The sequence below is a fragment of the Halobacillus litoralis genome (assembly GCF_004101865.1).
GTDB classification, from domain to species: Bacteria; Bacillota; Bacilli; order Bacillales; family Halobacillaceae; genus Halobacillus; species Halobacillus litoralis_A.
The window spans coordinates 543,555-570,005 of the sequence record NZ_CP026118.1 but is presented as its reverse complement, the minus strand read 5'-3'; the positions used below and the strand labels follow the sequence as shown (position 1 = coordinate 570,005).

The following is a 26,451-nucleotide window of genomic DNA, read 5'->3' as shown; positions in this document are numbered from 1 at the left end:
TCAATGGCTGGAAGACAGAGAAAATCCCCGTTCTCCTCAATGGAGCGGGGATTTTTGTGAATTCTGATAGTTGCAGAGGAAGATTTACAGTATCTTCGTCATTTTCCTAATACATCATGATCGACATATCTTGAACCGTTCAGCTCACTGATCACATTGATGGCTACATTGGCACCATCTCCAGATGTGATGATCGTGTGTACACTTACGCCAGCGACTGTCCCCGCTGCCCAGACTTTTGGTAACGACGTATGGCCGTGAGCATCGACTTTGATGGTTTTGGCTACACGGGGTTCGGTGCCTTCAATGATTTCTAAGCCGAGTGACTCAGCTGTTTTGACGGACATGCCTGTAGCAAATATGATATGGTCCGCTTCATAACTGCCTTCCTGAGTTTCAATCGTATAAAGGGCACCGTTTTCTTTGATTGTTGCAACCTCTTCTTTAACTATGGATGCCCCGAACTTTTCTGCTTGTTTTTGACCATTTTCTAGAAGCTTCGGTCCTTCGATTGCGTCTACCCCGTAATGGTTTTCGACCCATGCTTTAGCGGTGATGCTTTTGCCGCTATCAAAAAGAATCGTTTTCTTTCCGGCTTTGGCTGTGAATAGACCTGCGCTTGCACCTGCAGGCCCAGCTCCGATAATAGCTACATCATACATGAACACTCACTCCTTATAAAGTTTCTCCTTTCATTATATCTGAATTCTCGGTGTATTTAAATTTTTCCTTTATGCCTTCCTTTCATTGCTTTATTGAGAGAAGTACTGTAAGATTCATTTCGTGTAACGAAATAAAAGGAGGGAGATCATGAACAAAGAACAAGCGGTTAAGAATCCTAAAGGGTTATTGATCTCTCTTTGTGCGGTCATGATGATGTCCGTAATGAATGGAACGATGTTCAATATCGCTGTGCCAGATATAGCAAAAACGTATCATCTGCTTCCCTCCGAGGTGAGCTGGGTCATGACAGGGTACATCATGGTTTATGCTGTCGGGGCGCTTACTTATGGGAAATTAGCTGATTATTATCCATACAGGACTTTGATTACATTTGGATTGACTATTTTTTGCTTGGGTTCACTGTTCGGATTTTTTGCACAAAATTATGGAATGGTATTACTTGCGAGAGTCATTCAGGCTGTCGGCGGGGCGATGATTCCTGCCCTCGTATTTTTAGCACCAATAAAATATTTCCCTAATGAACGGGGGAGAGTCCTTGGGATCGTCTCATCGGTTATGGCTTTCGCTTCAGGTATCGGCCCGATTGCGGGCGGGTTCATCGCTGGTTTTTTAGATTGGCGTTATTTATTTTTGACTTCAGCTTTGATCATTGTCACATTGCCATTCCTGAGAAGGAATTTACCACAGGAAGCTGTGAAGAAAGGGTATATTGATTTTGTCGGAGCCGCTTTGATTGCCGGATTCATTTCTTCTTTATTATTGGGGATTACCCTTGGCGTTTCCTGGTTGTTTATCGTGTCCGTTGCATTTTTCCTTTTGAATATTTGGCGGATGAAGACGATTGAGGAACCATTCATACCGGCGCACCTATTTAAGAATATCAAGTACCGTACGACAATCATTACGAGCTTTCTCAGCATCGTTTGTCTTTTCGGAATGATGTTCATGCTGCCGATCATGTTCCGTGATGCTTATGAAATGGGTACGATGACAATTGGCCTCGTACTGTTCCCTGGAGCTTTGAGTGCAGCGTTGATGGGACAAAAAGGTGGGAAATTAGTGGATACGAAAGGCAACACTTTCGTTCTTTATCTTGCGCTTACATTACTTGCCGTAGGATTTCTGCTTTTATCAACCCTTGTCGGTGCCCATCCGTACGTGGTGAGTGCCGCAATTATCGTCGCATATATGAGCTTTCCGCTTGTCCAGGCATCTTCAGCTGATATTTTGGCAAACATTCTTCATAAGAATGAAACGGGCGTAGGTATGGGCGTGTTCAATCTCTTGAATTTTGTTTCGGGTGCATTGAGCGGGGCGATCATCGGAAAATCGCTTGATATTTTCAACCCTGGTCAGCCATTCAACTGGTTCGGATTTGAAGGAACGACAGCTGTTTACAGTAATGTCTTTCTTGCTTTTTCGCTGATCATCATTATCGGTTTTGTCCAGTTCCGCATGAACTATGAAAAAAATAATCAAACTTACAGTCAAAAGAAACCCGCTTCCTTATAAAAGGAGCGGGTTTCCTGATGATTATCAATAATGGCAGGAATCCTTATTTTTCGAAAAATATGAACCCGATTATCACTTCTACAAATTCCGAATGAAATTATACGGATATAGAAGTGTCGCTGTTGACCAGGGAATCACAATACTTTCTTCGGCAACTGCTTTCTACAATGCTGTCCATCCATTCTGCTTCAATTTCATCATAGACATCATCGACATGCTCCCCGTCAATGATAATGACGAATGGGGTGTCTATATCCATAAAAAGAAAGAACGATAGCAGTTTAGGAAGATGACCGGCATCAGCAATCAAGTGCTTTTGGTTTAAGTATAGGTCGCAATTGTTTTTCGTTACTGATTTATACAATTTCATAATCTGATTTGTTTTTAGTGGTTTTTGTAATTGTACTTGGTAAGAAGACAGCTCCTTCACTGTCGTCACCTCCGTAATGTTTTGTTAATATATCTCTACCCCCGGTCAACAACCACTAAACATCCGGTCTTCTTCAGTTTATCTTCATCACTTTCTTGAATGGATGGCAATAGGAGGGAGTCTCTTATACGTGACATCCTCAATCATTGTCCACTTCCTTTCTATGGAAGATCGCGATATATCACTATATCACCTTGATATTCATAGAATAGAGATATTCCACGCACACTTCCTTAGTTTGCTTCTGAAATGCATAGCACCTTCCAAAGGGAGGAGCGTTTCCCTTCAAAGGAATAAGGGTAAACTTTTGGTAACCTTGTCCCCTCGGGGAGAACGTGGTATTATCTTAAAAAATCGGAGGTGATCGTATGAAAAGAGTGACACTTGTCGATGTATTCAAACATCGTGTTACCCAAAAATATTTACAACGATCCGGCATCAATCACGCGGTCACCGTGACAGGCTATGCTTTTGAAATGGCGTTGGAAGAAGGAGTGGATCCTGATTTGGCAACTAAATCGGCTCTCCTTCATGATATGGGGCATTATGAATGGTATCGTGATGGGAAATGGGATTATGAGGAATACAGGAAACATGATATTCATGCTATCAAAGGGGCAGAACGTGCCCATAAACTCCTGGTCCGTTTGGGAGAAGACCGCCTCGTCGCGAAAGAAGTATCACTCGCGGTGCTGCTTCATACCGACAGTTACCTGCCATTTAACCTTGATGACAAACGCACTACCTTACAAGATGTCGTCACAAGAGCGGATGAAAAAGATGAACAGCCCCTGGGAATGCACCATTATAAAAAAATGGACAAAAGTGAAGCGGTCCAGCTTCTCCATGCTCTGGATCAGCGAATTGAACAAGTGTTGGAACAAAAAGAAAAGCTGTCTGGGTGACTGATATTCAGGTGTTTTACAAGTTTGTCAAGCTTTTTTTGAATAAAGGCTTTACTTTTGGAAAAAGATTCTATATAATTTCCAGTGTAAGTAAATTTCTATGAAAGCGAGGTCGAATCCAATGGAAAACTATATGGTACAAAATCCAATCAACTCAATAAGATCGGCCTGCGCTCAGAAACAAATCTGAGAACTACGACTATTTTCAAAAAAAGTAATCATAACAGCCGCAGGTGATGCATATTGTATTCCTGTGGCTTTTTTTATGGGAGGAATTTCTCTAAAAAAAGCTGCAGATCACCTGCGGTTTTTTGTTGTGCTATCTTAGGGTAAAATTACCCTTTTGATATAAAATTACACTAAAGGGGAGGTTTATAATGACGATTCAATTTTTAATTTTTAAGATTACAGTCATAAGAAAAAAACGTCAAAAGTTTCAAGAGTTGCCGGGTTATCGACTCACAGCACAAGATCAATGGCTTGACCGTAAGTCTGCATTTAACCGTTATATCTAAACTAAGGAGGAGATTATTATGGTAGGTATGTTGAGAATTGCTTTTATGAACTGGTTGAATGACGAGAAGGATACGGCTTAGCCTCAGGACAGAGGAGGATTGGAAAATGAGAATCAATTTCCTTATATTTGTGATTTCGATTCAACGTTTGGACACATTATTGATTGATCGATCCATTATGCGCAAACGTTCAATTGAAAATAAGATTAACGAAATGAAATCTAAACATATGTATATTTAATTTCAGAAAACCTTCCTGCAAAAAGTGGGAAGGTTTTCTTTTGTCTATTCAAACATACTGTGCCTTTAGTGTAATAGTAAGGGAATTTCCGTAATTGGACAGTCCCCTTTTGTATAACCTTGGAGAATTACATATGAAGGATCTATTCAACAATGATAGAATCTATTCTAACTTCAGAAATATCATAAGGAGACAAGCTTTTTCACGATATATTTTGATTAAGTAAACGACCTTGAGAGAACGATTATTCTTTATCCTTATTACTTATGGATAGGTTAATCTTTGTTGGACTATGTATCGGAATATTGGAAGAATGCTTGATTTAACGAATTGAAAGAGGGAGGGAGTTCTATTAAGTCATTCCTGTTAAGTATATCTATTGTGGTCACTCTTGCTATTCTGGGAAATGCTTTTGTAGGGGACGGTTTAACTGTTTGGTATGCGGAACTGGACAAGCCTTGGTATTTAGTTCCTCTATGGTTTTTTATCATTATTGGAATTCTTTATTACATGATGGTATCAGTCATTTTATATAGGCAAATCAGCAATATTGCTGGATCGATGTTACGAAAGGTTGCATTAATTCTGACGCTGAGTATGCTGGTGGGAAATGAATTATGGAACTACTTGTTTTTTGGTCTGAAAAGTACTTTATTAGGTTTTATCAGTTTAATCCCTTTTATCATGATTGTTGGTTTATTAGCATTCACCCTCAAAAAAATTGATGTTTTTTCTTTTAGAATTCTACTACCTTATGTTTTGTGGTTAGTATATGATTTGATATGGACATTCGGTTTATATATGCAAAATTTGTAATTCAAATATCATTATAAGTTTATTGCCTGATGAAGATTATTGATTGCTCTCCCTCCTTTCCTGGTTGTCAATATATGTTTATTTGTTCCTTTCCAGGGTATTCATTCAAAAAGCCTACTATAGGAGGGAGTCCATGAGTCACAAAGCGAAAGTGATTCTAGTGACAATCATCGGATTAGGTTTTATAGGGTATGTAATATACGAATTCATAGCCGGTGATGTAACCTATCGCACTTATAAGTTAATTGGTGTAGTGGCAGTCATAGGTTATATTCTTTACACAGCCTTTTCAAGTAAAGAAGAAAGCGAATTGATTGTGATAAGGGTATGGATGGATAGCTATCTATCTATCTATCTATCATTTTTAATACTCCTGCAAATGACTTATGCTTTGCTTGGCAGATTTCTTACAGCTGATTCCACTCACCTCTGCTTTTTAGGAGGATGTTTATGCAAGAACTAGATACTGATGTGCTGATTGTCGGTGCTGGACCTACGGGACTAATGATGGCGAATCAATTGAATAAGTATGGTATACGGTATCGAATCATTGATCAGAAGAACCGGCGATCCTTATATTCTAAAGCTTTAGTTGTTCATGCGCGTACGATCGAAATGCTGGAGATATTAGGGGTTGAGGATAAATGGATCAATGAAAGCTTTATTAGTAAACAATTGAACTTTTATTATAACGATGAATCCTTGTTTACTATAGATTTTTCACTCTTGAGAAAGAAAACGGATTTTCCTTTTTTGAGCATCCTGCCTCAAAGTGAGACGGAAAAGCTCTTAGAAAATAATCTTCCTGCTGAGACTGTACAGTGGAGTACTAAACTGATTGATATACAAAATCATGAAGATTCCGCCCGTGCTACTGTGATGAAAGGAGGGGAAGAGTACGATATTTGCGCTAGATATGTAATCGGGTGCGATGGGGCTCATAGTAAGACAAGAAAGTTAGCTCAGATGCCATTCGAGGGAGAATCAGAGAACATTACTGTGATGCTTGGGGACGTGGAAATCAATGAGCCTTCGTTAAACAATAAATTATCACTCATATCTACACAACGTGGCTTGCTTTTCTTTGCTCCTTTCCAGAATAACTACACAAGAGTCATTGCCATTGATTTTGACAAACAGGGCAGCAATTTCCCTGAAGAAGTTACTCTCGACGAGATTCAAGCGTCGGTTACAAAGCTGTATCCGGAGTCCTTACAGTTGGAGAATCCTTTTTGGCTGTCCAGTTTTACAGCTTCCCATCGGCAGGTTCCTTCTTATAAGGATAAGCGGGTATTCTTTGCAGGTGATGCTGCTCACATTCATAATCCGTTAGGTGGACAAGGAATGAATGTAGGGATCCAGGATGCTGTAAATATATCCTGGAAACTAGCTTATGTTTTAAAATATCATCTATCTCCAAGTCTGCTCGATACTTATCAGGAAGAAAGAAAACCGGTAGCACAAGATGTCATAAAAGCTACAGACCGTTTAATCCAGGTAATGAGTATCCAAAATAAATATGCTATAAAGGCAAGAAATAAAGCAATGCAGGTCTTCTTAAACAATCATACGATTCAGAAAAAAATCGCTTCCCGCTTATCACAAATAGAAGTGGATTATACATTTACTTCGTTCTCGAAACAAATGAGGAAAAGGACCGAAGCTAAAAAAAGTACAACCGGAGAAAGGATTCCGAATATAGGCCTTCACACGTTACGAAATGAGAAAAGTGACTTGTATGACTTACTAAGATCCGGTGAATGTTTATTACTCGTTTATACTGATGAAAGTGGTTTGCCACAAGTGAAGGAGCAGGTCATGAAAGCACTTCAAGTCTTTTATCAAAAAGTAGGTGATTTCTTGACACCTGTTTTCATTATTCAAAATGATGTACAAGGAAAGAATGATAATGATGAAGCGATTTACTTCGATATTAAAGGGGAAGTAAAAGATCGATTAGGTTTATCTAACGGGGATGTCATGATTATTCGGCCAGATGCCTATTCTCTAGTCCACACTTCGTCTAATCAGGCTGGAAATTTAAAAGAAGCTTTGGTTAATTATTTTGGATAATCTTCCCGTAGGAAAATTCAGATGGATAACACTAGTTTCACCTGAAGATCAGGAGGGCACCGAGCTTTTACTTGAACCGAATGACCACCCGGCAGCGAAAGAGTATCAACAGAAGATATATGCTGAGGGTATCCCTGCAACCATATTTGGTGTCGAGGATATTAAGCAGGAGTACGAACGTTTATCAGAAAAAGGCGTGGAGTATACTATGGAGCCGACAAAAATGGGAGAAATCACCATGGCTGTTTTCGATGATACTTGCGGCAACCTGTTGCAGATTGCGCAAAAGTAAACGGTACTCAACGATATTATATTCATCAATCACCTGTTAACCCTGTGCAGGCAGCAGATTATACATTTAGAAAAACAATAGAAAAGGAAAGGTTATAGATATGATTACTTCAGCGGGCGATTATCCATCCAAAGATAATCGCTTCTTTTATTGGCATATTCGATATGTGGAGCAAAAATCATTCAACCCATCGAAAACAAAATCCAGAATATGTTAAAATCCTCTTGTCACTAGAAATAGAAGAGACTTGTTGCCATATATGTATTTTTCATCTATTATCCAGTAACCTTTCTTGAATATTTTTAGAGTGAATAAACGCTTCGACATACGGCATTTGATTCAGTCCTCATCATGTTGAAGCATTTTGTTACCTGGCGTTTAATAGAGGGCAGGCGGCACTCTTACTCATAGTAATATAAATTTGATTCATTTATTTAATCTTCGGGAACTATCAGAATAATAGACTTATATGAAGGAAATGAATCACAATCACATTTTGACCACCTTTGAAAAAATATGAAGATTCAGGTATGTTCAAGGGAGATGAATTAATAGGTAAGTAGAAAGGAAGGTCCCGATGAGTCTCCATAGGAAACCACTCCTCGTTTTTGAAGCCGTCCACAAAGTGATGGCACATCGGAAAAATGGACGACCAGAAACGGTAGAGTTGAGCGAAGCAGATGGTAGGATTTTAGCAGAAGATTTACGTGCCACTCATCCAGTCCCTCCTTTCGACAAATCACCATATGATGGATTTGCTTTAAGGTCGGAAGATACAAACGGGCTATCAAAAGAAAATGTGGGTACATTTCGCGTTATTGAAACGATTGGTGCTGGTGAGCAAGCGAGTGGTCCTTTACAACCAGGCGAAGCTGTCCGCATTATGACAGGAGCTGAGATTCCAGAAAAGGCTGACTGTGTGGCTATGTTTGAAATCACCCAGTCCTTTGAAGAGAATGACCAAGCGTACATAACTTTGAAGCGTACGCTCGAAGAAGATCAGAACATCATTAAAGAAGGATCAGAAAATAAAGAAGGGGATTCCCTGGTTGCGGCTGGCACCCGTATTAATCCAGGAGTCAAAGCACTCCTTGCGACGTTCGGGTATGCTGAAATCCAGGTTTATCAGCGACCTGCAATCGGTGTGTTTGCTACAGGCACCGAGCTTTTAGAAGTGGATGAACCGTTAGAGCCAGGGAAAATTCGCAACTCGAACGCCTATATGATTCTGTCCCAAATCGAACGGGCAGGAGGGCAAGGGTTTTACTTAGGTAAACTGGATGACGATTTTGATACTTGCTTTGATGCTGTTTCCCGCTCCCTTACGGATTATGATTTTTTGATTACGACAGGTGGCGTATCTGTCGGTGATTATGACTTAATGCCGGATATATATGAAAAGCTTGGAGCGGAAGTTTTATTTAATAAGGTAGGAATGAGGCCGGGGAGTGTCACAACTGTCGCTGAAAAAGACGGTCAGCTTCTTTACGGATTAAGTGGTAATCCTTCGGCCTGTTACGTCGGGTTTGAATTATTTGTCCACCCGATCATTCAGAACTTTATGGGGAATCCTGAACCACATCACCGACGGATAGAGGCGACACTCGGGGAAGATTTCAAAAAGCCGAATCCGTTCACGAGGTTCGTCAGGGGATATCTCGACTTTAACAAAGGGCAAGTGTTCGTCTATCCAGCAGGCATCGATAAATCTGCGGTGGTTAGTTCGCTGGCTCACACTAATGTATTGATCGTCCTTAAAGGTGGCACACGCGGATACCAAAAAGGAGATCAGGTAGAAGCGATTTTATTAGACGGCTTCCAGGGCCAGGATCAATTTGAAAAGGAGTGATCGTATAGAACCATATGTTGCGGATCAATTAGGCCGACCACTCAAGGATTTGCGTATTTCCGTCATCGACCAATGCAATTTTCGTTGTACGTATTGCATGCCTGCAGAAATCTTTGGACCTGACTATGCTTTTTTACCAGAAGACCAATTGTTAAGTTTCGACGAAATTATCCGTCTTGTTAAGGTCTTTGCGAAGTTTGGCGTAGAGAAAATCAGATTGACTGGCGGCGAACCTTTGATGAGAAAAAACCTGGATGATTTAATCCGCCGCATCCGGGAAGTGGACGGCATCAAAGATATTGCAGTAACCACGAATGCTGTTTTCTTAGTCAGACAAGCAAAGAAATTAAAAGAAGCAGGGTTGGACCGTGTCAATATCAGTCTCGATGCCATTGAAGATGAAGTCTTTCAAGAAACCAATGGAAGAGGCGTCAAAATAAAGCCGGTTTTAAAGGGAATTGAAGCTGCCAGAGATGCCGGGCTGCCGATCAAAGTCAATATGGTCGTCAAAAAGGGAATGAATGAAAGTCAAATTCTTCCTATGGCCCGTTATTTCAAAGATACAGGAGATACGTTGAGGTTCATCGAATTCATGGAGGTAGGAAACCATAATGGATGGAATATGGATGCAGTCGTACCGAAGAAAAAAATCATCGATCAAATCCATGAAGAAATGCCGCTTATCCCGTTAGATGCAAATTACTATGGAGAAGTTGCTTCCCGTTATCGTTATAAAGACGGGGAAGGGGAAATCGGTGTCATATCTTCTGTGACGGAAGCATTTTGTTCGAGTTGTACCCGCGCCCGGCTCTCTGCAGATGGACAGTTGTTCACATGTTTATTCGCTTCTTCAGGTTATGATCTTCGTGAATGCCTGCGCAGCGACTACTCGGAAGAACAGATAACAGAATATTTAATTGCAATATGGACAGGAAGAAGCGATCAATACTCAATTGATCGAGCAAAAGGGAAACCTATGAAAGAGAATAAAATCGAAATGTCCTATATTGGAGGATGAATTATCAAAATCGGGCGATCTATCTTTGCTCAGAGAGTCCGTGTCCTCTATAATATAGATAACATTCATTCTCGGAGGTCATTTGGATGAAAACCTTTAAGCTGATTTCAATGGATATCGTGGAAGAAAAAAATGAAGATATCACTCAAAGACGGATCAAGTTGCAGGATGGCTTAATCATCAACCGTGAAGATGACCATGGCCGCTGGGTCATTGAAGCCTTCGTTGATGAGAGTTATACAGACTTCTTCCGTACTATGCATGAGAACGAAGAAGAAATTATTGTCCAAGTCAAAATTACGAAGCCGAGCAACCGGCCCGCTACCTTCATGGTTAAACCGATTGATATCAATATGATCGGGGAAGCGATGAATGTCATCTTCATGGGAACGATTGTCGATCGTCAGCAGGAGCAAGTGGAAAGAGTGCTCAAACAGCTGCTCGATGAAGGTTTTCAAGGGGAAGACCTGTTAGAAGAGTTTAAGAAAAGGGGCAACGAGTCTAAAGCATAAGTTTAAACACTGGAGGCGTCCATATTCAGGCGCCTCCCTACATATGTTGGTGAAAAAGTCCTGGGAAATTATGATTAAAAGAAGAAATTTGTCGATTATACTGCTATAATATGAATGGTGCTCCATCATCGATCAGAAATAGCAACATCAAAGGAGATTTACTATGTGGGTGAGAAGAAAAGGCCTGCGTTGGCTTAATGACTTATCGCCATTCCAGCTAATTGCGATTTATTATTTAGTCGCTGTCACTATTTCATCGATTTTAATCGCACTGCCTGTCGGTCATCGCGATGGAGTACAACTTAATTTCATTGATATTTTATTTACAGCTGTCAGCGCGGTCAGTGTAACAGGTTTAACAACCGTCCCGACTGCGGAAACTTTTAATACGACTGGTGTGTTCATATTAGCACTTGTACTCCAGTTCGGCGGTATCGGTGTCATGACACTGGGTACCTTGATTTGGTTAGTCTTAGGGAAAAAGATCGGTTTGAAAGAGAGACGGCTGATCATGACCGATCAGAACCAGACATCCTTCCAGGGGATGGTACGTCTCGTTAAGGAAATCGTCATCGTCGTATTGATTATCGAGTTGATCGGTTTTCTTATTTTAGGCACTTATTATTTACAATATTTTGATCCTGGGGAAGCTTACCTGCAAGGGTTTTTTGGAGCCATCAGTGCTATGACGAATGGCGGCTTCGATATTACAGGAGAATCCTTGAGACTCTTCAAAGATGATTATTTTGTCCAATTCATCAATATGATCTTAATTATTTCTGGAGCGATTGGTTTTCCAGTGTTGATTGAGGTTAAACAATATATAATGCATAACAGTGAAGAAAAGACCATCAGGTTTTCATTATTCGCCAAGTTGACCAGCTTTACATTTTTCGCGCTCGTCATTTTTGGTGCGGTTATGATTTCCATCTTAGAGTTCAATCATTTCTTTTCAGATAAATCCTGGCATGAAGTCTTCTTCTATGCCTTGTTTCAATCCGTTACGACACGGAGCGGCGGGTTAGCGACGGTGGATATCAACCAATTCACTGAACAGACCCAAATCTTTATGTCTTCCCTGATGTTTATCGGAGCTTCACCCAGCAGTGTCGGGGGAGGGATACGGACGACAACCTTCGCTTTAGTAGTCATCTTTGTATTAACATTTGCACGAGGCGGAAATCACATCCGGATCTTTCGCAGAGAAATACATCCGGAAGATTTGAACAAAGCGGTAGTTGTCACAATGGTGGCCTTATTTGTATGCTTCAGTGCTGTCATGGCTTTGTCGATTACAGAGCCCTTCACATTGAATGAAATCTTATTTGAGGTCTGCTCAGCCTTCGGAACTGTCGGGCTATCGCTGGGAATCACTCCTGGTCTCAGCAGTTTCGGAAAATGTGTACTCATGCTGTTGATGTTCTTAGGAAGGATCGGCCTGCTGACGTTCTTGTTTTCCTTTAAAAAGCAGGATAAAGCACAAGGTAAGTACCATTTTCCAAAAGAGAGAATCATTATTGGTTAGTACAATCGTTGCTTAGGGGGCAGTATGATGCCGGACCGAAACGGGATTACCAACATACCTATTCATGAATGGATTTTCCAGCAAATTCAAGATCCGCTTTTGTTCACAAATGAAGCGGGCGACATCATCCGTTGTAATCAAGCAGCTCTAGAGGTGATCGGACCTGAACGACAGACGGTAAGGGACCTGTTGGACTTTAAAAAGTTAAAGGACCATGAGGGAATCAAGAAGATAGTTGATTTCCAAACTGAAGGGGATCGTTTATATTTCGTCCAGTGCATGAGAGTAAGGAAAGAGGAGGGGCTTTATGCCCTTTTATTCCGCCCTCTTTCTATTTCCGATCAAACCTTGGAAGTGAAAAGGGAAATGGACCGGTTAATGGATGCCAGTTCAGAAGGGGTGGTCATGCACGACCATGGAAGAATCGTTGATTGTGATTCAACCTTTGCTCGTATGTTCGGGTACAAAAGGGAGGAAATACGAAATACAGATGTGTTTTCTCTTGTTGATGAGGACAGTAGAGAAAACCTGAAGCAGTTGCTCCATACATATCCTGAAGAGCCTTACCAATTAAAAGGAAAGAAAAAAGACGGGACCACTTTTTTCCTGGAAATACTTGCCCACCCTTATCCACAGGAAGACCGTGTCTTAAGAGTTGCCATCATCCGTGATGTTACGGAACGAGTACATAATGAAAAGAAAATTGAATTCATGTCCTATTATGATGAACTGACGGATTTGCCGAACCGGCATTACTTCCATGACATGCTGAATGAAGCTTTAATGGAAGCTGCGGGACAGGGAGAAGGGGTAGCCGTACATTTCATTGACTTGGATTATTTCAAACAAATCAATGATACCCTTGGATATGCGTTCGGAGATAAACTGCTTAAGGCATGTGCGGAGCGATTGAAAAGTATACAAGAGCAGGACACCTTTATAGCACGTATGGGAGGCGACGAATTTTTAGTCCTGCAAAGATATGTTACATCAAAAGAGAAGGCGGAAGATTATGCTGAAAAGATGATCGGTATATTCCAAAGACCTGTGACTATTGATGATTATGAGTTGTACACTTCAGTCAGTATAGGTATCAGTTTATTTCCTGATCATGGGCGTTCCGCTGATGATTTGATTAAAAAATCGGACAGTGCCATGTTCACCGTCAAAGGGAGGCATCGGAACAATTATTTGTGCTACAACGCATCGATAAGTGAGAAGTTTGAGAAAATGCTCTCGATGGATTCGGAGTTAAGAAAAGCACTGAAACAAGAACAATTGGAGCTTCATTATCAGCCTCAAAAAAGTATCGGCACCGGCAAGATCGTCGGATTAGAAGCATTGATTCGGTGGAATCACCCGGATAAAGGGATGATTTCTCCTGCAACGTTCATCCCCATCGCCGAAAAAAATGGACAGATCATAGAAATCGGAGAATGGGTGATGAAGGAAGCATGTAAACAGAATAAACAGTGGCAGGATGAAGGTTTTGCCCCCGTTATCGTAGGTGTGAACCTCTCAGCATTGCAATTTCTCCAAAAGGATCTGGTTTTCAGGGTGAAGCAGATTTTGGAAGAAACCGGACTCGCACCGGAATACCTGGAGCTTGAAATTACCGAGTCAATGGCCATGACGAATGAAGAGTACATCATACATACATTGAAAGAGCTTCGGGAGCTGGGTGTCCATGTCTCCATAGACGATTTCGGTACAGGGTATTCTTCCTTGAAGTATTTAAGCCGTTTCCCTGTCAGTAAGTTGAAAATTGATAAAGTGTTTATCAGTGAGAACCAGAAACAAAACCAGGCAATCGTCAAATCCATCATCCATATGTCTCACTCTCTCAATATGAAAGTGATTGCTGAAGGAGTGGAGACTGCGGAGCAATGGAATTTTCTCAAAAATGAAAAATGCGATGAAATCCAGGGTTATTTCTACAGTAAGCCCTTGCCCCCGGAACAATTGAGTGATGTTTTCAATTCATCAATCGTCCATTAATGAAGAACACAAGGTTTATTTCGAGAAGGGTGTGTGAGTGGAGGGCGTTGGGGAAGGGCTCGCTTTCCGCGGGAACGCGATGAACCCCTCTAGCAAAACGCGTGGCCGCTGAAAAGCCCTCTTCATTCTAGAGAAGATGTTAAAGTTTGTTGTTGCTTCTCACGAATCGCTTGTCGGTGGATGCTTGCCGGCACGGCCTCAGCCTCAGCTAACTTGGTCAAGAAGACCCCTTGACCAAGTGGTTCTTCGGATCGCGCTGTTCCCGCAGGCGTCACCACCGAACGCTCATCGTGGAATCAACGAGGTCCATCTAAAAGAAAAGCGCCATGGGATTTTTTCAAAAATCCCATGGCGCTTTCTTGTTCCACTATATTCACCTTTTCTTGTTACCTGAAATGCGTATTTTCGAGACATTTTGGTCCATGAGCTTAGTATTTGTTTGATATTGATGGTGAATATCGCCACCAGCCCTTGTACACACACAGAGTGATGTTCTTTTATTAATCAAAGAACATCACTCTTTTCATGTTTGCTGTTCCTTTATAGAGAGACTAGCGTGACATAACCTAAAGAAGCATGCTTTACGGCGTTGCTGCTTATGGGTAGATAAACTTCCAGCCTCTCTCCTCATTTAACCCCTTATAGTTTTAATTCCGACAATTCCGTAATGAAACTGTCTTTACCACATGATTATCTTAAAACTGCAAAGGGGTTGCCGCTTTTAATCTCAGCAATAAAATGCTGCTCCTACAATGATCAATAGAATGAACAATACGACGATCAAGGCGAAGTTATTGCCATAACCTCTTGGTCTGCCGCAACGTCTTCCTCCGTAAGGGTTGCCTCCGTACATAAGCTCACCTCCTGTTGTTACATTCGTAGCCTATGCAACGGAGGTCGGCGGTGTATAGTCATACACCCAGTTGAATTAATTCATGAAAGTAGGTGGGGCAAGTTTAGTTATTTTACTTTTCTGGTGCATTTCATTTCGGCGCTGCTCTTCATGGTGTTCACACTGATCGATTTCTTCACACCAATGGTTTAGCTGCTCATTGCTGAACTGGTTATGGGGTGGTGCATGTGTAGAATGGGAAGGGAAATAGGGCCCTGAAACTCTTTGGTTTGAATACATAACCTAGCCTCCTTAGCCTATATTGTCCCCTTTCTTTGCCGGTTTATCCTTGCTTGTTGAGGGACCGATTTGAAAAGAGGAATCAAACTTCTTATGTAGAAGTAATTAAGCTAATCACTAATTAGAATGCGTAAATAGATAGTTACTATGACATAAGTATCTACAGCGCTTGTTTTCTTCAGCAACGCTCTCCAGACCATTTTTATCAGAAATGATTATTCGCAACTTCCTCCGCTAGCCTAGTTGTTTAACATGGAGCATATCGGGTAAGTGTATTGAATAGCTACAAATGTTTAAGTTTTGTATAATGTTTGTATAATGTAAAACAGGTAAAGAAGGTGAGCTTATTGAAAAAGATTGCCATAATCGGCGCAGGCCCAGGTGGATTAGCTTCAGCCATGATTCTCGCTTCTAATGGATATGATGTCCATGTATATGAAAAACAACCGTACGTGGGGGGGAGAAATGGGCATTTCACCATCGGTGATTATACTTTCGATATCGGTCCAACGTTTTTGAGCATGCCTCAAATCATGGAGGAGATTTTCGAAATGTCCGGAAGAAATGCTCATGATTATATGGATTTAAAGGAATTGTCACCAATGTATGAGCTGCAATTTGATGGTGTACGGATTCCGATGTATCGGGACCGGAAAAAAATGTTGACCACCATCACTGAACATTTCCCTGGAAATGAACTTGGTTATGAGCGGTTCATGGAGGATACGGGGGAGAAGATGGAGGCTTTAATGCCCCTCTTGCAAACCCGCCATCATAGGCTCACCGACTATTTAAGCAAACGAGCTCTAAAGGCCTTGCCTAAACTATCAATTGGTAAATCCGTGTATGATGTCCTTTCTGACTATTTCACTGATGAAAAACTGAAAATCGCCTTCACCTTCCAAGCTAAATATCTTGGTATGTCCCCATGGGAGTGCCCAGGAGCTTTTTCGATTCTTTCTTATATGGAACATGAATGGGGTGTGTTTCATCCCATTGGTGGTGTAAACCGACTTTCTAAAGCGATGGCGGCGGTGACAAGAGAGAGTGGCGGAAATATTCACCTTGAAAATGGTGTGAAACGAATAGCTGTTGAGGGCAAAAAAATCACTGGTCTGGAGCTCGAATCAGGAGAGCATGTGAGAGCAGATGAATACATCATCAATGCCGATTTTGCCGAAGCGATGAATCATTTAGTAGATGATGGCGTGTTGAAGAGTCATTCAAAAGCAAAATTGGAAAAGAAGAAATACTCCTGTTCCACTTTCATGATTTATGTTGGTCTGGATAAAAAGTATGACATGCCCCATCATACGATTTTATTTGCTGATGATTATCAGAAAAATGTCAATGAAATGACTAAGGACCTTGTTTTGTCTGATGAACCGTCCATTTATATCCATAATGCGAGTGTGACAGATCCGACACTCGCCCCGGAAGGGCACTCAGCTGTCTATATCCTTGCTCCTGTACCGAATAATTATTCGGAAATCGACTGGGATGAAAAACAGGAAACGTTTAAGAAACTGATTTACGATGAGATAGAAGAAAAAACAGGATTTACGGATATTCGTAATCATGTAGTCGAAGAGAAGATACTGACACCTAAACAGTGGCAGTCGGACCATTTTGTACACAAGGGGGCGACGTTCAGCATGGGACACCAGCTCTCTCAAATGATGTATTTTCGCCCGCATAACCGCTTCCAGGAGTTGGAGCATTGCTGGCTCGTCGGCGGAGGCACCCATCCGGGGAGTGGTTTACCGACGATTTTAGAATCTGCCCGTATTACGACGAGCTGGATAAGAGAGAAGGAGGTGCAGCCTTCATGACCCATACGGCATTAGTTGGCGGTGGTATCGGTGGATTGGTGACAGCCCTGCTTCTTTCTAAAGAGGAAGGCCGGGAAATCACAATTTTCGAGAAAAATGATCATCTTGGAGGGCGTTTGACCTATGAGCGGCATGGGGATTTTAAAATCGACCAAGGTCCGACCATTGTTCTTTTACCGGATATGCTGCTGGACATCCTGGAAGAAGGGGGGATGGCTAAGGAAAGCATCCCCCTCATTCCGTGCGACCCTCTCTACGATGTACATTTTCATGACGGAACTTCTTTTACCAAGTATGCTGACGTTGAAAAACAAAAAGCTGAACTGAAAAATAGGTTCCCCGGAAATGAAATACACTTCGATCGCTTCTTACGGGATATGAAAGTACGGTTTTTACGAGGAAAAGCTCAATTTCTTGAGCGGTCATTTGTCGATAAACGGACTTTTTTCTCCAGAAAGAACTTAAGAACATTGATCAAGTTGAAAGCTTACCAAAATGTAAAGAAAATGATGCGCAGTTATTTCGATGATGAAAGACTGGTTGAGGCGTACACACTACAAACTTTATACATCGGAGGGCACCCCGAGCAGTCGCCGGCGATGTATTCCCTTGTCTCCTATAGTGAACATGAGCATGGCATTTGGTATATGAAGGGAGGGTATGCCCATCTTGTAGAAATGCTGGAAACGGAATTGAAAAGAAGAGGAGTAACCATACGAGTGGGTTCTGCTGTAGAGAAGGTGGTGACCGCAGGTGATAAAGCAACATCCCTCCTTGTTGAGGGGGAGGAATATTCATGCGATGAAGTGGTTTTAAATGGTGATTTCCCGATCATGGACCGTTTGCTGCCGGCCGAACAGAGGCTGAACCGAAAATACACCCCTTCTTCAGGCTGCTTGCTCCTCTATTTAGGACTTGATAAGAATTACGATCATCATTCCATCCATCAATTTTTCATGAGTGCCGATTTTGACAAACATATGAAACAGATATTCACAGAAAAACGATTACCTGATGATCCATCCTATTATACCTTCCATCCTTCCTTGATTGATGACTCATTGGCACCAGAAGGTAAAGGGGTGCTTTATACGCTCATACCTGTCCCGGTCGGCGGTGAGGTGAATTGGGAAAATAAAGATGCCCTGATTGATAAGGTGCTCGATCAATTGGAAAAACAAGGATTTCCTAACCTTAGGGACCATATGGAATGGATGCATGTGCGTACACCAGAAGAAGCAGAGAGAGAAGGTCTCTATGCCGGTGGAAGCTTTGGAATCGCTCCGACTCTTTTTCAATCAGGAGTTTTCCGCCCGCAACTTCAGCCGTACCCCTTAACAAATGTTTATGCTGTAGGAGCCTCCGTCCACCCGGGAGGAGGCGTTCCGATCGTCATGCAAGGGGCGAAATTACTGGCGGATCGTTTGCAAAAAGAGGAGGAAGAAAGGCATAATTACAGGCGAGGTGTTTAGTGATGACGGACTTGAATGAAGCATACCATCATTGTCGTGAATTAATCGAAAAGCATTCCAAGACGTTCTCTAAAGCTTTTGCTATGCTGCCAAAAAAGCAAAAAAGAGCAGTTTGGGCGATTTATGCTTTTTGCCGACGTGTTGATGATATTGTAGATGAAGGAGAAAATCCGAAGTCGGAGCTTGAAGCGTTTGCAGTGGATTTCGAAGCATTCATGGATGGAACACTGGAACTTGACCATCCTTGCTGGATTGCACTTGATGATGTATTCAACAATTTCCCCATCGATCCGCAACCTTATTACGATATGATAAAAGGCCAGCGAATGGATCTTTATCCAAGGACGATCCATTCAAAAGACGACTTGCTTGATTACTGCTACCACGTCGCCAGCACGGTTGGTTTAATGTTATTACCTGTCATCGCTCCAGGACGGGTGGACATGTTAAGAAATGGAGCAATTGAACTTGGGTATGCCATGCAGCTGACAAATATTCTGCGAGACATCGGAGAAGACTTGGAAATCGATCGTATCTATTTACCGGGAGATTTGATGAAACAGTATGGTTACACATTTGTGGAATTGCAAGAGCAGAAAGTGAACCAGGCGTTCATCCGATTGTGGGAAGATTTAGCAAGCGATGCTGAAATTTACTATGAGCAGGGTTTGGCGACGCTTGAAGCCTATCCTGTTTATTCAAGAGCTCCCGTCGGTGGTGCAGCGAGGATGTACCGTGCGATTCTTTCAGAAGTACGGAAAAATGACTATCAGGTCTTTGAGAAACGTAATTTCGTCTCTGATCAGAAAAAGAAGCAGATTATTGCAGAGATGCAGTAATTCTGCTTCTTTTTTAGAGTGAGATTAATATCATTTGATGCCACCTTCAGCTGATGAGACACACGCCAATGCTCTCATCAGTATAATTGCTGTGATTTATGCGCATACTTTAAGCAACTATTTTGCGAGGAAGAAAGGAAGGTAAAGATGGCTGAAAAATATTTGATTTACTACCAGGCAAAATCCGGACTTGTTAAACAAGTGCCTGTGATTGCCTCTCATAAGGAACAGGCACGTGCCACACATTTGCTATCAGACCCGAAAGCTAAAATCACCCATATCCGACTTTTGTAAAACTGAGGCAGTTGATCGCTTCAGTTTTTTTGTTGTCCAGGATGTCATAAAGTCACAGTCTGTGGTGGTCTTGTACGCTATCCCAAGAATAGATGAAGAAATCTAATCGAGTAATCCTGAATTCTCGTTATTCTATGTGGACGATTTTTCCTAATATCTGGTTGGCCACATTCTGACCGCTCAAGACGACCATTGGTGAGCCACCGCCGGGATGTGTGCTGCCACCGCAAAACCACAGATGTTCAATGTCCTGTGACTTATTGAACGGTCTCATGAAGGCTTGCATGCGATTATTGGAGGAGGGTCCGTACAATGCTCCGCGGTATGCTCCGAACCTTTTTTGAATATCGGCAGGATCCAGCACTTTTTCGTAGCGAATATGATTCCTGATCGGAACTCCCGCTTCTTCCAGTCTTTCATAGATGCGGTCTTTGTAAGCATCTTTATCTATCGCAGCATTGTCCGCCAATGGAGGAGCGTTCACGAGGATGAAACAGTTATCTCCTCCAGGCGAGACAGATGGGTCTGATTTCGACGATGTACAAATATAAATTGTCGGATCATCAGCATATAGTCCTTCTTTCAAAATTTTGAACTCTCTTTCATAGTCTGAAGAGAAAAACAGGTGATGATGCTTCAAGCGGCCGATGCGTGTATCCAACCCTGCGAGAATAACAAAGGCCGAAATTGAAGGGTCATAAGAACGCAGCTTGCGGTCTGATAGAAAGCGCCGGTCTTTATCATCAACCAGCTCAGGTAAAGCATGAAGAAGATCTCCGTTTAGAATGACGTGATCCGCTGCAAAAAATTCTCCTTCGATCGTTTCAACGCCGGTCACACTTTTATCCTCTGTGCGGATTTCTTTCACTTTTGTACCACTGTAAAGCTTCACCCCGACATTTTCTGCTGCCTTGACGAAACTATCAGCGATCTTTGTATTACCTCCGGGTACATAATAGACGCCATCATTCCATTCCAGATGAGCAATCAAACTGAATGTGGCCGGTGCTTTATAAGGGTCAGACCCTATGTAAGTGGAATAGCGGTTGAGTGCCTGGATAAGGTTCGGGTTGGTGAAATATTGCTTGAAAAAGTGATTCATCGACTGAAGAGGCCGGACTTGCGCCATGCTTTTTGCGAGGGCAGGGGAAAAGTAATCACCCCATCCCGAAAAAGTCCTGTGCAGGAAATGTTTTCGGGATAAGTCATACAGCCGCTCTATTTCCAATAAAAAACGCTCATATTCACGGTAGCCTTTACGATCGAAGTGGTGAAGCTGTTCTTTCATATAAGAGCGGTCTGTTGAAAAATCGAACACAGATCCGTCTTTGAATTCATTTCTCGTATGATTAGTGATTTTTTCAAAAGGGAGCTCCTCTGCAGGATCCAGACCTCCTTGTTGGACCACATGACGGAATACTTCTGGCATCGTGATCGTATTCGGACCGAAATCGAAGTGATAGCCACTTTCATTAACGGCCATCATTTTGCCGCCAAAGTGAGTGTTCTGTTCAAAAACTGAAACGTCAGAGCCGTTTTTAGCAAGGGTGATCGCGGAAGAAAGTCCACCAAGACCACCACCGACAATAGCTACTTTCATTGATATCGCCTTCCTTTCCAGTGGTAGGATTTCCCTTTTTTATGAACGGACATGGAAGCGACCATCATACTGATCAGCAAAAGTGCAGCCACCGGAATGAAAAAAGCAAGCCATAATGGATGGCCGGTTCTTGCATCTACATACATTTTGAATGTCACTGTCAGCAAATAAGGGAGGAGAAGCGCTATATTCCCTGTTCCGAGTGCAAAGCCAGCCAGCAATGCTGGTAACACGAATACAATTGTGTAAAAAAGGGTGAGGAAAGTGACCATCATCGCCGATCGTCCGATTCCTGTGTAAATATTTTTCTTGAACCCTCCCCACGTTTCGCTTGATGAGTCATACATGTAAGAAAGGGCGGATCCAGTAATATTGGCAAGCACCATTTTATAGCCATGCCTTTTCACTTCACGGGCAATGTGAACATCTTCAACTAACGAATCCATAACTGATCGGTGGCCACCGATTGCCTCATAAACTCCTTTCTCAATCACGATGAAAATCCCGCAAGCCGCTGTGAACATCGGCTTTGTCGTCTTGTTCGCCATGAAAAGAGGCAGGTGGAGAAGGACAACCATATGCTGCAGCGGGACGAGCATATGACTCAGAAAGTTATTATTCGGATAGTTTGGAAATCCACTCAGCATGGCGGCTTGTCTCTTTTTCATCGTTCCGAGTGACAGTTCAATGATTGAAGGGGAAACTCTGGCATCGGCATCAAGAAAAAAGTAATAGTCGCCAGCTGCTTTTTCGGAGAGTTGATGACAGGCATGAACTTTTCCGTTCCAACCTTCCGGGAGATCTTTCCCTTTCATTACCGACATTCTTGAATCTTGTTTTGTATATTCAATCAATCGTTCATAAGTCCCATCGTCAGAGTGATCATCGAGAAGGATGATTTCCAGGTTTTCATAAGTAAGTGAGCGAAGTGAATTAATCAATCCTGTAACATTTCCCGCTTCATTCCTTAATGGGACAAGGAGTGAAACCATCGGAAACTTCTGCAAATCGGTCAAAGGAGCAAGGGGATATAAAAAAAGACTATTGAATATCGTCCATATGTTAAGGAGGATCGTAACCGTCAAAAGAATGGTGAACAAAGACATGTTTCATCCCCGGCCTTTCTTTTAAATCTTGATAAATGCACCATGCTGTTCGTTAATGACTTTCTTTTTCAGCTCATCCAGTTGGTCGGTCATTTTCATTTCGAAGTGTTCCGTAATTGACTTACGATCCAGGTGAGCATAGCTATCTTTATCCAGAGGGGCGCCGATTTTGATGTATGCATTCGGTTTCCTTGTATGCTCCAATGAGTAATAAAGCGAAACAGGCACGACATCAATACCAGGACATTTCTCAGCAAGGTAGGAGACCCCTGAGAAAAATTGCAGCGGCCTTTTTTCCAGATGTTGTTCTTCCCCTTGAGGAAAAATCCATACGGTACTTCCTCTTTGAAGAAGTTCGAGGCTATACCTTAGTGATTTCAGCAAATGCCGTCTGTCGCTGGCATTGACAGAATAAGCACCAATGCTGCGGAAGAAAGGGAAGCGGCGAATGCCTTCTTCATGCATCATCCCATAGCCATCGGAGCGTACAAACTTGTCATTCAAATGAAAAATGATAAGCGGATCCCACCATGTAGAATGATTGATCAAGAACAAGGTCCTTTTCCTTGGAATGGAGGGTGGACCTTCCACTTGGATATTTGCAAAATGGGCTTTAAGGAACAGACGGTTAAAGCGGGTGAAACCCCACTCTACCATTGGTCTTTTACGAGCTTGTTGAAACATGTTTTTTCCTCCAAAAATACAAAACATACCAACCTGCAGTCATTAGACTGACAAGGGTGATGGCAAAGTACAACTTGCCTGTAAACGCAATGATGATGAACATACCGATGATCAAACCGAATACCAGACTCATCCGTCTTGGCCATTGTCCAGCCTCCGCAGGCTTTTCTGGACCCCATAGTAGAAAAATGATATGGAAAAAAGCCGCTAAAATGAACCATCCAAAAAAGTTGGAAAAAGGAATATCATAATACACACCAGGGTCTAGCCAAATCCAATATTCTTTCACTTTATAAGACACGGGATCAAGAATAAGGTCCATGGTTACAGCGCTCAATGCTCCTGTAAATAAAAAAACAATGGCTTTATTTATTCCGTGAAGTCCCGAAGAAATCATGCGGGCAAGCTCATGTGAACAGCCGATGATCAACAGCCATGCGAACCCGATCGTAAAGGGGGTTTCCCCGATTTTAAGCCCGAAATTCTCTGTGTAAGCGTAAGATCCGAATAAGAAATTGTATTTTACACCGAGATGCTCCACATAAATGCTGAAGAAAATGATGAATAGACTGTAGCTGGTGCCCTTCCAGAGTCCGTACATTTTAGAAAAATAGATGCCGGCAATGATTCCAGCGGTGATTAAAAACACGCTGTTCGCCCACTCCAGCCATGGGGGGAGGAGGTCGAATGATATAAGGATAAGACCGCAGATATACCAAAAGATGAAGAAACGAAAAATGTAGGTTGTCATAGAGCACCTCTTTCTTTCACTGGTGGCTCGGCTTATGTAAAAGTCTTTGTTAAAGGTTGTTGTCGTTTTTTATATGAGAGTTATTCAGTTATAACAGTATTATGGAAGACTCGATTCCGAGACATTTTTGGAGAGGATCGGGACGGCGGGGAATGCTTCGCTTTCCGCGGGAGCGCGTTGAGCCTCCTCGGACGCTGTCCTGTGGGGTCTCAACATGCCCTCTCTTCCCGCAGGAGTCTTCGCATTCCCCGCCGCCCCTTGCTATATGTTTTTCTCGGAATTCGTTCAGAAAAATACTGTCATATTTGAGTGAGAATCATACATTTTACGCTTAATTACAGAATGTCCTCGATGAATGCTCCCCTTGAGATGAAATTTCGAGAGTCTTCCTAATCGTATGGTTGGCTGGGAACGAGATTCCCGCGAGAATGGATTGGCTGGCAAGACCCCAAAGCGCTTTCGAGGAGGCTTGCCGTCCTCCCCGCAGGAAAGTGAGCCGTTTCCCAGCCAACAATAACCTTATACAAAGCCTCGTAACTGAGTTAGGGAGCTTATATCAAAAAAATCAACACTGAAATTTATCAGAGCCATGTAAAAAAACATTCATTCCATTTCATCATACCTCATTGAAGACTAAAATAAACGAAAAACGCCCTATGCAGGTACATAGAGCGTTGATTTATGGTTTGGGTATCCAGGTTCATGTTTTAAAATCTCTATCTCACCGATTAATCGAACAAGCACATTCCATTCATTGCAGCATAAGTCTTTTTTTATGGAAGCTGAGAGTACGGTTTTGTAAAAGGGGGAGTACCCAGCGATCCAATCCGTAGCGTCCGGCATTGGTGCCTGCCACAAGCAGGAAGATGGTCAATATAACCATTTGCGGATTCGTGCTCGTAGTCCCGCTGAATAAGAAAGCGAAGTTCATGAGAATTCCACTGAAAGCGGCCAAGTTCGTGAATAACCCAAGGATGAGGGCGGTTCCTGCAATAACTTCCCCCCACATTACCAGGAAAGCAAACAGTTCGTGATTAGGTAGAGCGAATTGTTCTAAGAATACTGCCCACCACCCTTGAACAGCGGGATGAGCTCCATCGGCCTTGCTTATCGCCCCATTCAAGAAACCGTTGATTTCAAATCCGCCTGTGAGCTTGCCAATTCCAGAAGTCAGCCAAGCATATCCTAAGTACACACGGAAAACGGTCAAAATAGCAGCGACTACTTTGTTGTTTCTTAACATTTGGTTGATCATGAACCTCACTCCTCATTAAAGTTTGTTCACAATTTCACATGAAGGGAGATAAGAAATCCTTCCTTACAATTTAAATATACAGGAAAAAAACAAAAAAATTCTATTATGCTCATCATTATATGTTCGAAAAGTTATGTCATTGTTATGAATCTTTTGTTTGCTTTTCATTTGTTCAGGGAATTTTTATAATGAATAAAGAAGGGTCATCATTCTGAAAATATACAAAGCAGAGTTTCTCGTTTTTTGCTAAAATAGAAAGTGGAAAGAGGGGTGGATGAAGTATGGAAATGATTATGTTCGTTGTCAGTATAATTGTCATGTTAGGTTTGATCGGTTTGACTATTTTTGATAATGGCTGATACTTAATGAAAAATAATAGGCACATAAGCAGAAGGTTCGAGAAACCGGCTCAAGCAGAGAGCCCGTGACTCGAACCTTATTTCATATCTACACATCCCGCAGGTGACCTAGTACGGTTGCTTATTTGTTCTCCCATACAACGCACCTTACCCCGGAAGAAATACCGTTAACTAACTCTCGATAAACGTGGGAGTAATCATATGATGTACAAAAAATCAGGCAATTTCAATAATGAATGACACTTTTCCACCCCTTTCTTTCGATTATAGAAGTGAGGGGAGGTGAAAGACATGGCTGTTATTTCCCAAAAAACAGATGCACGGTTGCAACTCGTTTTTGACAAAGGTGTAGACGCAGACGGGAACATGGTTTTAACTCGTAAGTCCTTCAACAATGTGAAGATTGCTGCGACAAATGAACAATTGTATGAAGTATCAAACGCCCTGGCTACTCTTCAAGAGCGCATCCTATTCAAAGTCGAACGAAACGACCAGTCCCTATTACTAGAGGAATCATAATCGAGGAGGAGAATGAATGAAAAAGCTGGAATTGAAATTTCTGAATGAGGATGACAAGGTTGTTACCATTTCTCTTGATGAACCGACTGAACCTGCTGATCCTGCATTGGTTAATGCCGCCATGGATGCGATCATTGCACAGAACTGCTTTTACTCAAGCGGTGGAGATTTAGTGAAGAAAAAAGAAGCACGGATTGTTGAACGTAATATTTTCACGGTAGAAATTTAATGGGAGAGG

General features: G+C 42.0%; 29 protein-coding genes. 19 read left to right on the top strand and 10 right to left on the bottom strand.

The genetic code is table 11. From position 1 onward, the window contains the following. Positions 1-98: 98 nt before the first annotated feature. Positions 99-662 (bottom strand): FAD-dependent oxidoreductase, encoded by a 564-nt coding sequence (locus HLI_RS02885; protein ID WP_128522995.1) that lies wholly within the window; start codon positions 660-662, stop codon positions 99-101. Positions 663-810: 148 nt separating this feature from the next. Here HLI_RS02885 and HLI_RS02880 point away from each other — a divergent pair, with 148 nt between their 5' ends. Then, complete coding sequence (locus tag HLI_RS02880) at positions 811-2,196, top strand: MFS transporter (protein ID WP_128522994.1); 1,386 nt, start codon at positions 811-813, stop codon at positions 2,194-2,196. Positions 2,197-2,293: 97 nt separating this feature from the next. Here the strand turns inward: HLI_RS02880 and HLI_RS02875 are convergent, their stop codons facing one another. Next, the gene (locus tag HLI_RS02875; protein WP_128522993.1) at positions 2,294-2,626 is read right to left on the bottom strand and encodes a hypothetical protein; all 333 of its coding nucleotides are present in this window, start codon (positions 2,624-2,626) and stop codon (positions 2,294-2,296) included. A gap of 368 nt (positions 2,627-2,994) precedes the next feature. Between HLI_RS02875 and HLI_RS02870 the strand changes: the two genes are divergently transcribed. The 12 genes from HLI_RS02870 (at position 2,995) to HLI_RS02825 (ending at position 14,370) form a co-directional block, all read left to right on the top strand. After that, a complete protein-coding gene (locus HLI_RS02870; protein ID WP_128522992.1) occupies positions 2,995-3,531 on the top strand; it encodes an HD domain-containing protein in 537 nt (178 codons plus the stop codon). A gap of 377 nt (positions 3,532-3,908) precedes the next feature. After that, a complete protein-coding gene (locus HLI_RS21415; protein WP_164908458.1) occupies positions 3,909-4,046 on the top strand; it encodes a hypothetical protein in 138 nt (45 codons plus the stop codon). Between the two features lie 106 nt (positions 4,047-4,152). Next, positions 4,153-4,287 carry a hypothetical protein gene (locus HLI_RS22105; protein WP_277750305.1) on the top strand — a complete coding sequence of 45 codons (135 nt, stop codon included), beginning with the start codon at positions 4,153-4,155 and terminating at the stop codon, positions 4,285-4,287. A gap of 381 nt (positions 4,288-4,668) precedes the next feature. Next, entirely contained in the window at positions 4,669-5,103 is a 435-nt protein-coding gene (locus tag HLI_RS02865; RefSeq protein WP_164908457.1) for a TspO/MBR family protein, read from the top strand. A 133-nt stretch (positions 5,104-5,236) separates the two neighbouring features. Beyond that, positions 5,237-5,566: a hypothetical protein gene (locus HLI_RS02860; RefSeq protein WP_128522990.1), complete on the top strand. Its 330-nt coding sequence runs from the start codon at positions 5,237-5,239 to the stop codon at positions 5,564-5,566. After that, on the top strand, positions 5,554-7,176 hold the full coding sequence (locus tag HLI_RS02855; protein ID WP_164908456.1) for an FAD-dependent monooxygenase: 1,623 nt from the start codon (positions 5,554-5,556) through the stop codon (positions 7,174-7,176). Before HLI_RS02860 ends, HLI_RS02855 begins: the two co-directional genes overlap by 13 nt. Next, positions 7,169-7,468: a VOC family protein gene (locus HLI_RS02850; protein WP_277750304.1), complete on the top strand. Its 300-nt coding sequence runs from the start codon at positions 7,169-7,171 to the stop codon at positions 7,466-7,468. The genes HLI_RS02855 and HLI_RS02850 overlap by 8 nt, the downstream gene beginning before the upstream one ends. 577 nt (positions 7,469-8,045) lie before the next feature. Continuing rightward, a complete protein-coding gene (locus HLI_RS02845) occupies positions 8,046-9,317 on the top strand; it encodes a molybdopterin molybdotransferase MoeA (protein ID WP_128522987.1) in 1,272 nt (423 codons plus the stop codon). Continuing rightward, entirely contained in the window at positions 9,304-10,335 is a 1,032-nt protein-coding gene (moaA, locus tag HLI_RS02840; RefSeq protein ID WP_277750303.1) for a GTP 3',8-cyclase MoaA, read from the top strand. Before HLI_RS02845 ends, moaA begins: the two co-directional genes overlap by 14 nt. An 86-nt stretch (positions 10,336-10,421) precedes the next feature. Next, the gene (locus HLI_RS02835) at positions 10,422-10,847 is read left to right on the top strand and encodes a YwpF-like family protein (protein ID WP_128522986.1); all 426 of its coding nucleotides are present in this window, start codon (positions 10,422-10,424) and stop codon (positions 10,845-10,847) included. A 163-nt stretch (positions 10,848-11,010) separates the two neighbouring features. Next, positions 11,011-12,372, top strand: a complete 1,362-nt coding sequence (locus HLI_RS02830; protein WP_128522985.1) for a TrkH family potassium uptake protein — start codon at positions 11,011-11,013, stop codon at positions 12,370-12,372. Between the two features lie 27 nt (positions 12,373-12,399). Further along, on the top strand, positions 12,400-14,370 hold the full coding sequence (locus tag HLI_RS02825; RefSeq protein ID WP_164908455.1) for a sensor domain-containing protein: 1,971 nt from the start codon (positions 12,400-12,402) through the stop codon (positions 14,368-14,370). 122 nt (positions 14,371-14,492) lie between these two features. Here the strand turns inward: HLI_RS02825 and HLI_RS21410 are convergent, their stop codons facing one another. The 3 genes from HLI_RS21410 to HLI_RS02815 form a co-directional block, all read right to left on the bottom strand. Then, the gene (locus HLI_RS21410; protein WP_164908454.1) at positions 14,493-14,648 is read right to left on the bottom strand and encodes a hypothetical protein; all 156 of its coding nucleotides are present in this window, start codon (positions 14,646-14,648) and stop codon (positions 14,493-14,495) included. 449 nt (positions 14,649-15,097) lie between these two features. Next, entirely contained in the window at positions 15,098-15,154 is a 57-nt protein-coding gene (locus tag HLI_RS22245) for a YjcZ family sporulation protein (RefSeq protein WP_101844851.1), read from the bottom strand. Positions 15,155-15,298: 144 nt separating this feature from the next. Then, positions 15,299-15,502 carry a hypothetical protein gene (locus HLI_RS02815; RefSeq protein ID WP_128522982.1) on the bottom strand — a complete coding sequence of 68 codons (204 nt, stop codon included), beginning with the start codon at positions 15,500-15,502 and terminating at the stop codon, positions 15,299-15,301. Between the two features lie 398 nt (positions 15,503-15,900). Here HLI_RS02815 and HLI_RS02810 point away from each other — a divergent pair, with 398 nt between their 5' ends. The 4 genes from HLI_RS02810 (at position 15,901) to HLI_RS21405 (ending at position 19,939) form a co-directional block, all read left to right on the top strand. Continuing rightward, a complete protein-coding gene (locus HLI_RS02810) occupies positions 15,901-17,334 on the top strand; it encodes a phytoene desaturase family protein (protein ID WP_241655980.1) in 1,434 nt (477 codons plus the stop codon). After that, positions 17,331-18,806 carry a phytoene desaturase family protein gene (locus HLI_RS02805; protein WP_128522980.1) on the top strand — a complete coding sequence of 492 codons (1,476 nt, stop codon included), beginning with the start codon at positions 17,331-17,333 and terminating at the stop codon, positions 18,804-18,806. The genes HLI_RS02810 and HLI_RS02805 overlap by 4 nt, the downstream gene beginning before the upstream one ends. 2 nt (positions 18,807-18,808) lie before the next feature. Beyond that, on the top strand, positions 18,809-19,645 hold the full coding sequence (locus HLI_RS02800) for a phytoene/squalene synthase family protein (RefSeq protein WP_128522979.1): 837 nt from the start codon (positions 18,809-18,811) through the stop codon (positions 19,643-19,645). Positions 19,646-19,792: 147 nt separating this feature from the next. Further along, positions 19,793-19,939 (top strand): hypothetical protein, encoded by a 147-nt coding sequence (locus HLI_RS21405; RefSeq protein ID WP_164908453.1) that lies wholly within the window; start codon positions 19,793-19,795, stop codon positions 19,937-19,939. A 127-nt stretch (positions 19,940-20,066) separates the two neighbouring features. Here the strand turns inward: HLI_RS21405 and HLI_RS02795 are convergent, their stop codons facing one another. The 5 genes from HLI_RS02795 to HLI_RS02775 all read right to left on the bottom strand — a co-directional run bounded on the left by HLI_RS02795 (position 20,067) and on the right by HLI_RS02775 (position 25,335). Then, positions 20,067-21,539 (bottom strand): phytoene desaturase family protein, encoded by a 1,473-nt coding sequence (locus HLI_RS02795; protein WP_128522978.1) that lies wholly within the window; start codon positions 21,537-21,539, stop codon positions 20,067-20,069. Then, the gene (locus HLI_RS02790; protein ID WP_128522977.1) at positions 21,536-22,645 is read right to left on the bottom strand and encodes a glycosyltransferase family 2 protein; all 1,110 of its coding nucleotides are present in this window, start codon (positions 22,643-22,645) and stop codon (positions 21,536-21,538) included. Before HLI_RS02790 ends, HLI_RS02795 begins: the two co-directional genes overlap by 4 nt. 21 nt (positions 22,646-22,666) lie before the next feature. After that, positions 22,667-23,329, bottom strand: coding sequence for a lysophospholipid acyltransferase family protein (locus HLI_RS02785; RefSeq protein WP_128522976.1), 663 nt, complete (start codon positions 23,327-23,329; stop codon positions 22,667-22,669). Next, positions 23,310-24,080, bottom strand: coding sequence for a carotenoid biosynthesis protein (locus tag HLI_RS02780; protein WP_128522975.1), 771 nt, complete (start codon positions 24,078-24,080; stop codon positions 23,310-23,312). The genes HLI_RS02785 and HLI_RS02780 overlap by 20 nt, the downstream gene beginning before the upstream one ends. A gap of 751 nt (positions 24,081-24,831) precedes the next feature. Next, positions 24,832-25,335, bottom strand: coding sequence for a DoxX family protein (locus HLI_RS02775; RefSeq protein WP_128522974.1), 504 nt, complete (start codon positions 25,333-25,335; stop codon positions 24,832-24,834). A gap of 650 nt (positions 25,336-25,985) precedes the next feature. Here HLI_RS02775 and HLI_RS02770 point away from each other — a divergent pair. Further along, positions 25,986-26,213, top strand: coding sequence for a DUF1659 domain-containing protein (locus HLI_RS02770; protein ID WP_128522973.1), 228 nt, complete (start codon positions 25,986-25,988; stop codon positions 26,211-26,213). Between the two features lie 16 nt (positions 26,214-26,229). Then, positions 26,230-26,442, top strand: coding sequence for a DUF2922 domain-containing protein (locus HLI_RS02765; RefSeq protein WP_128522972.1), 213 nt, complete (start codon positions 26,230-26,232; stop codon positions 26,440-26,442). The last annotated feature ends 9 nt before the right edge of the window (positions 26,443-26,451 follow it).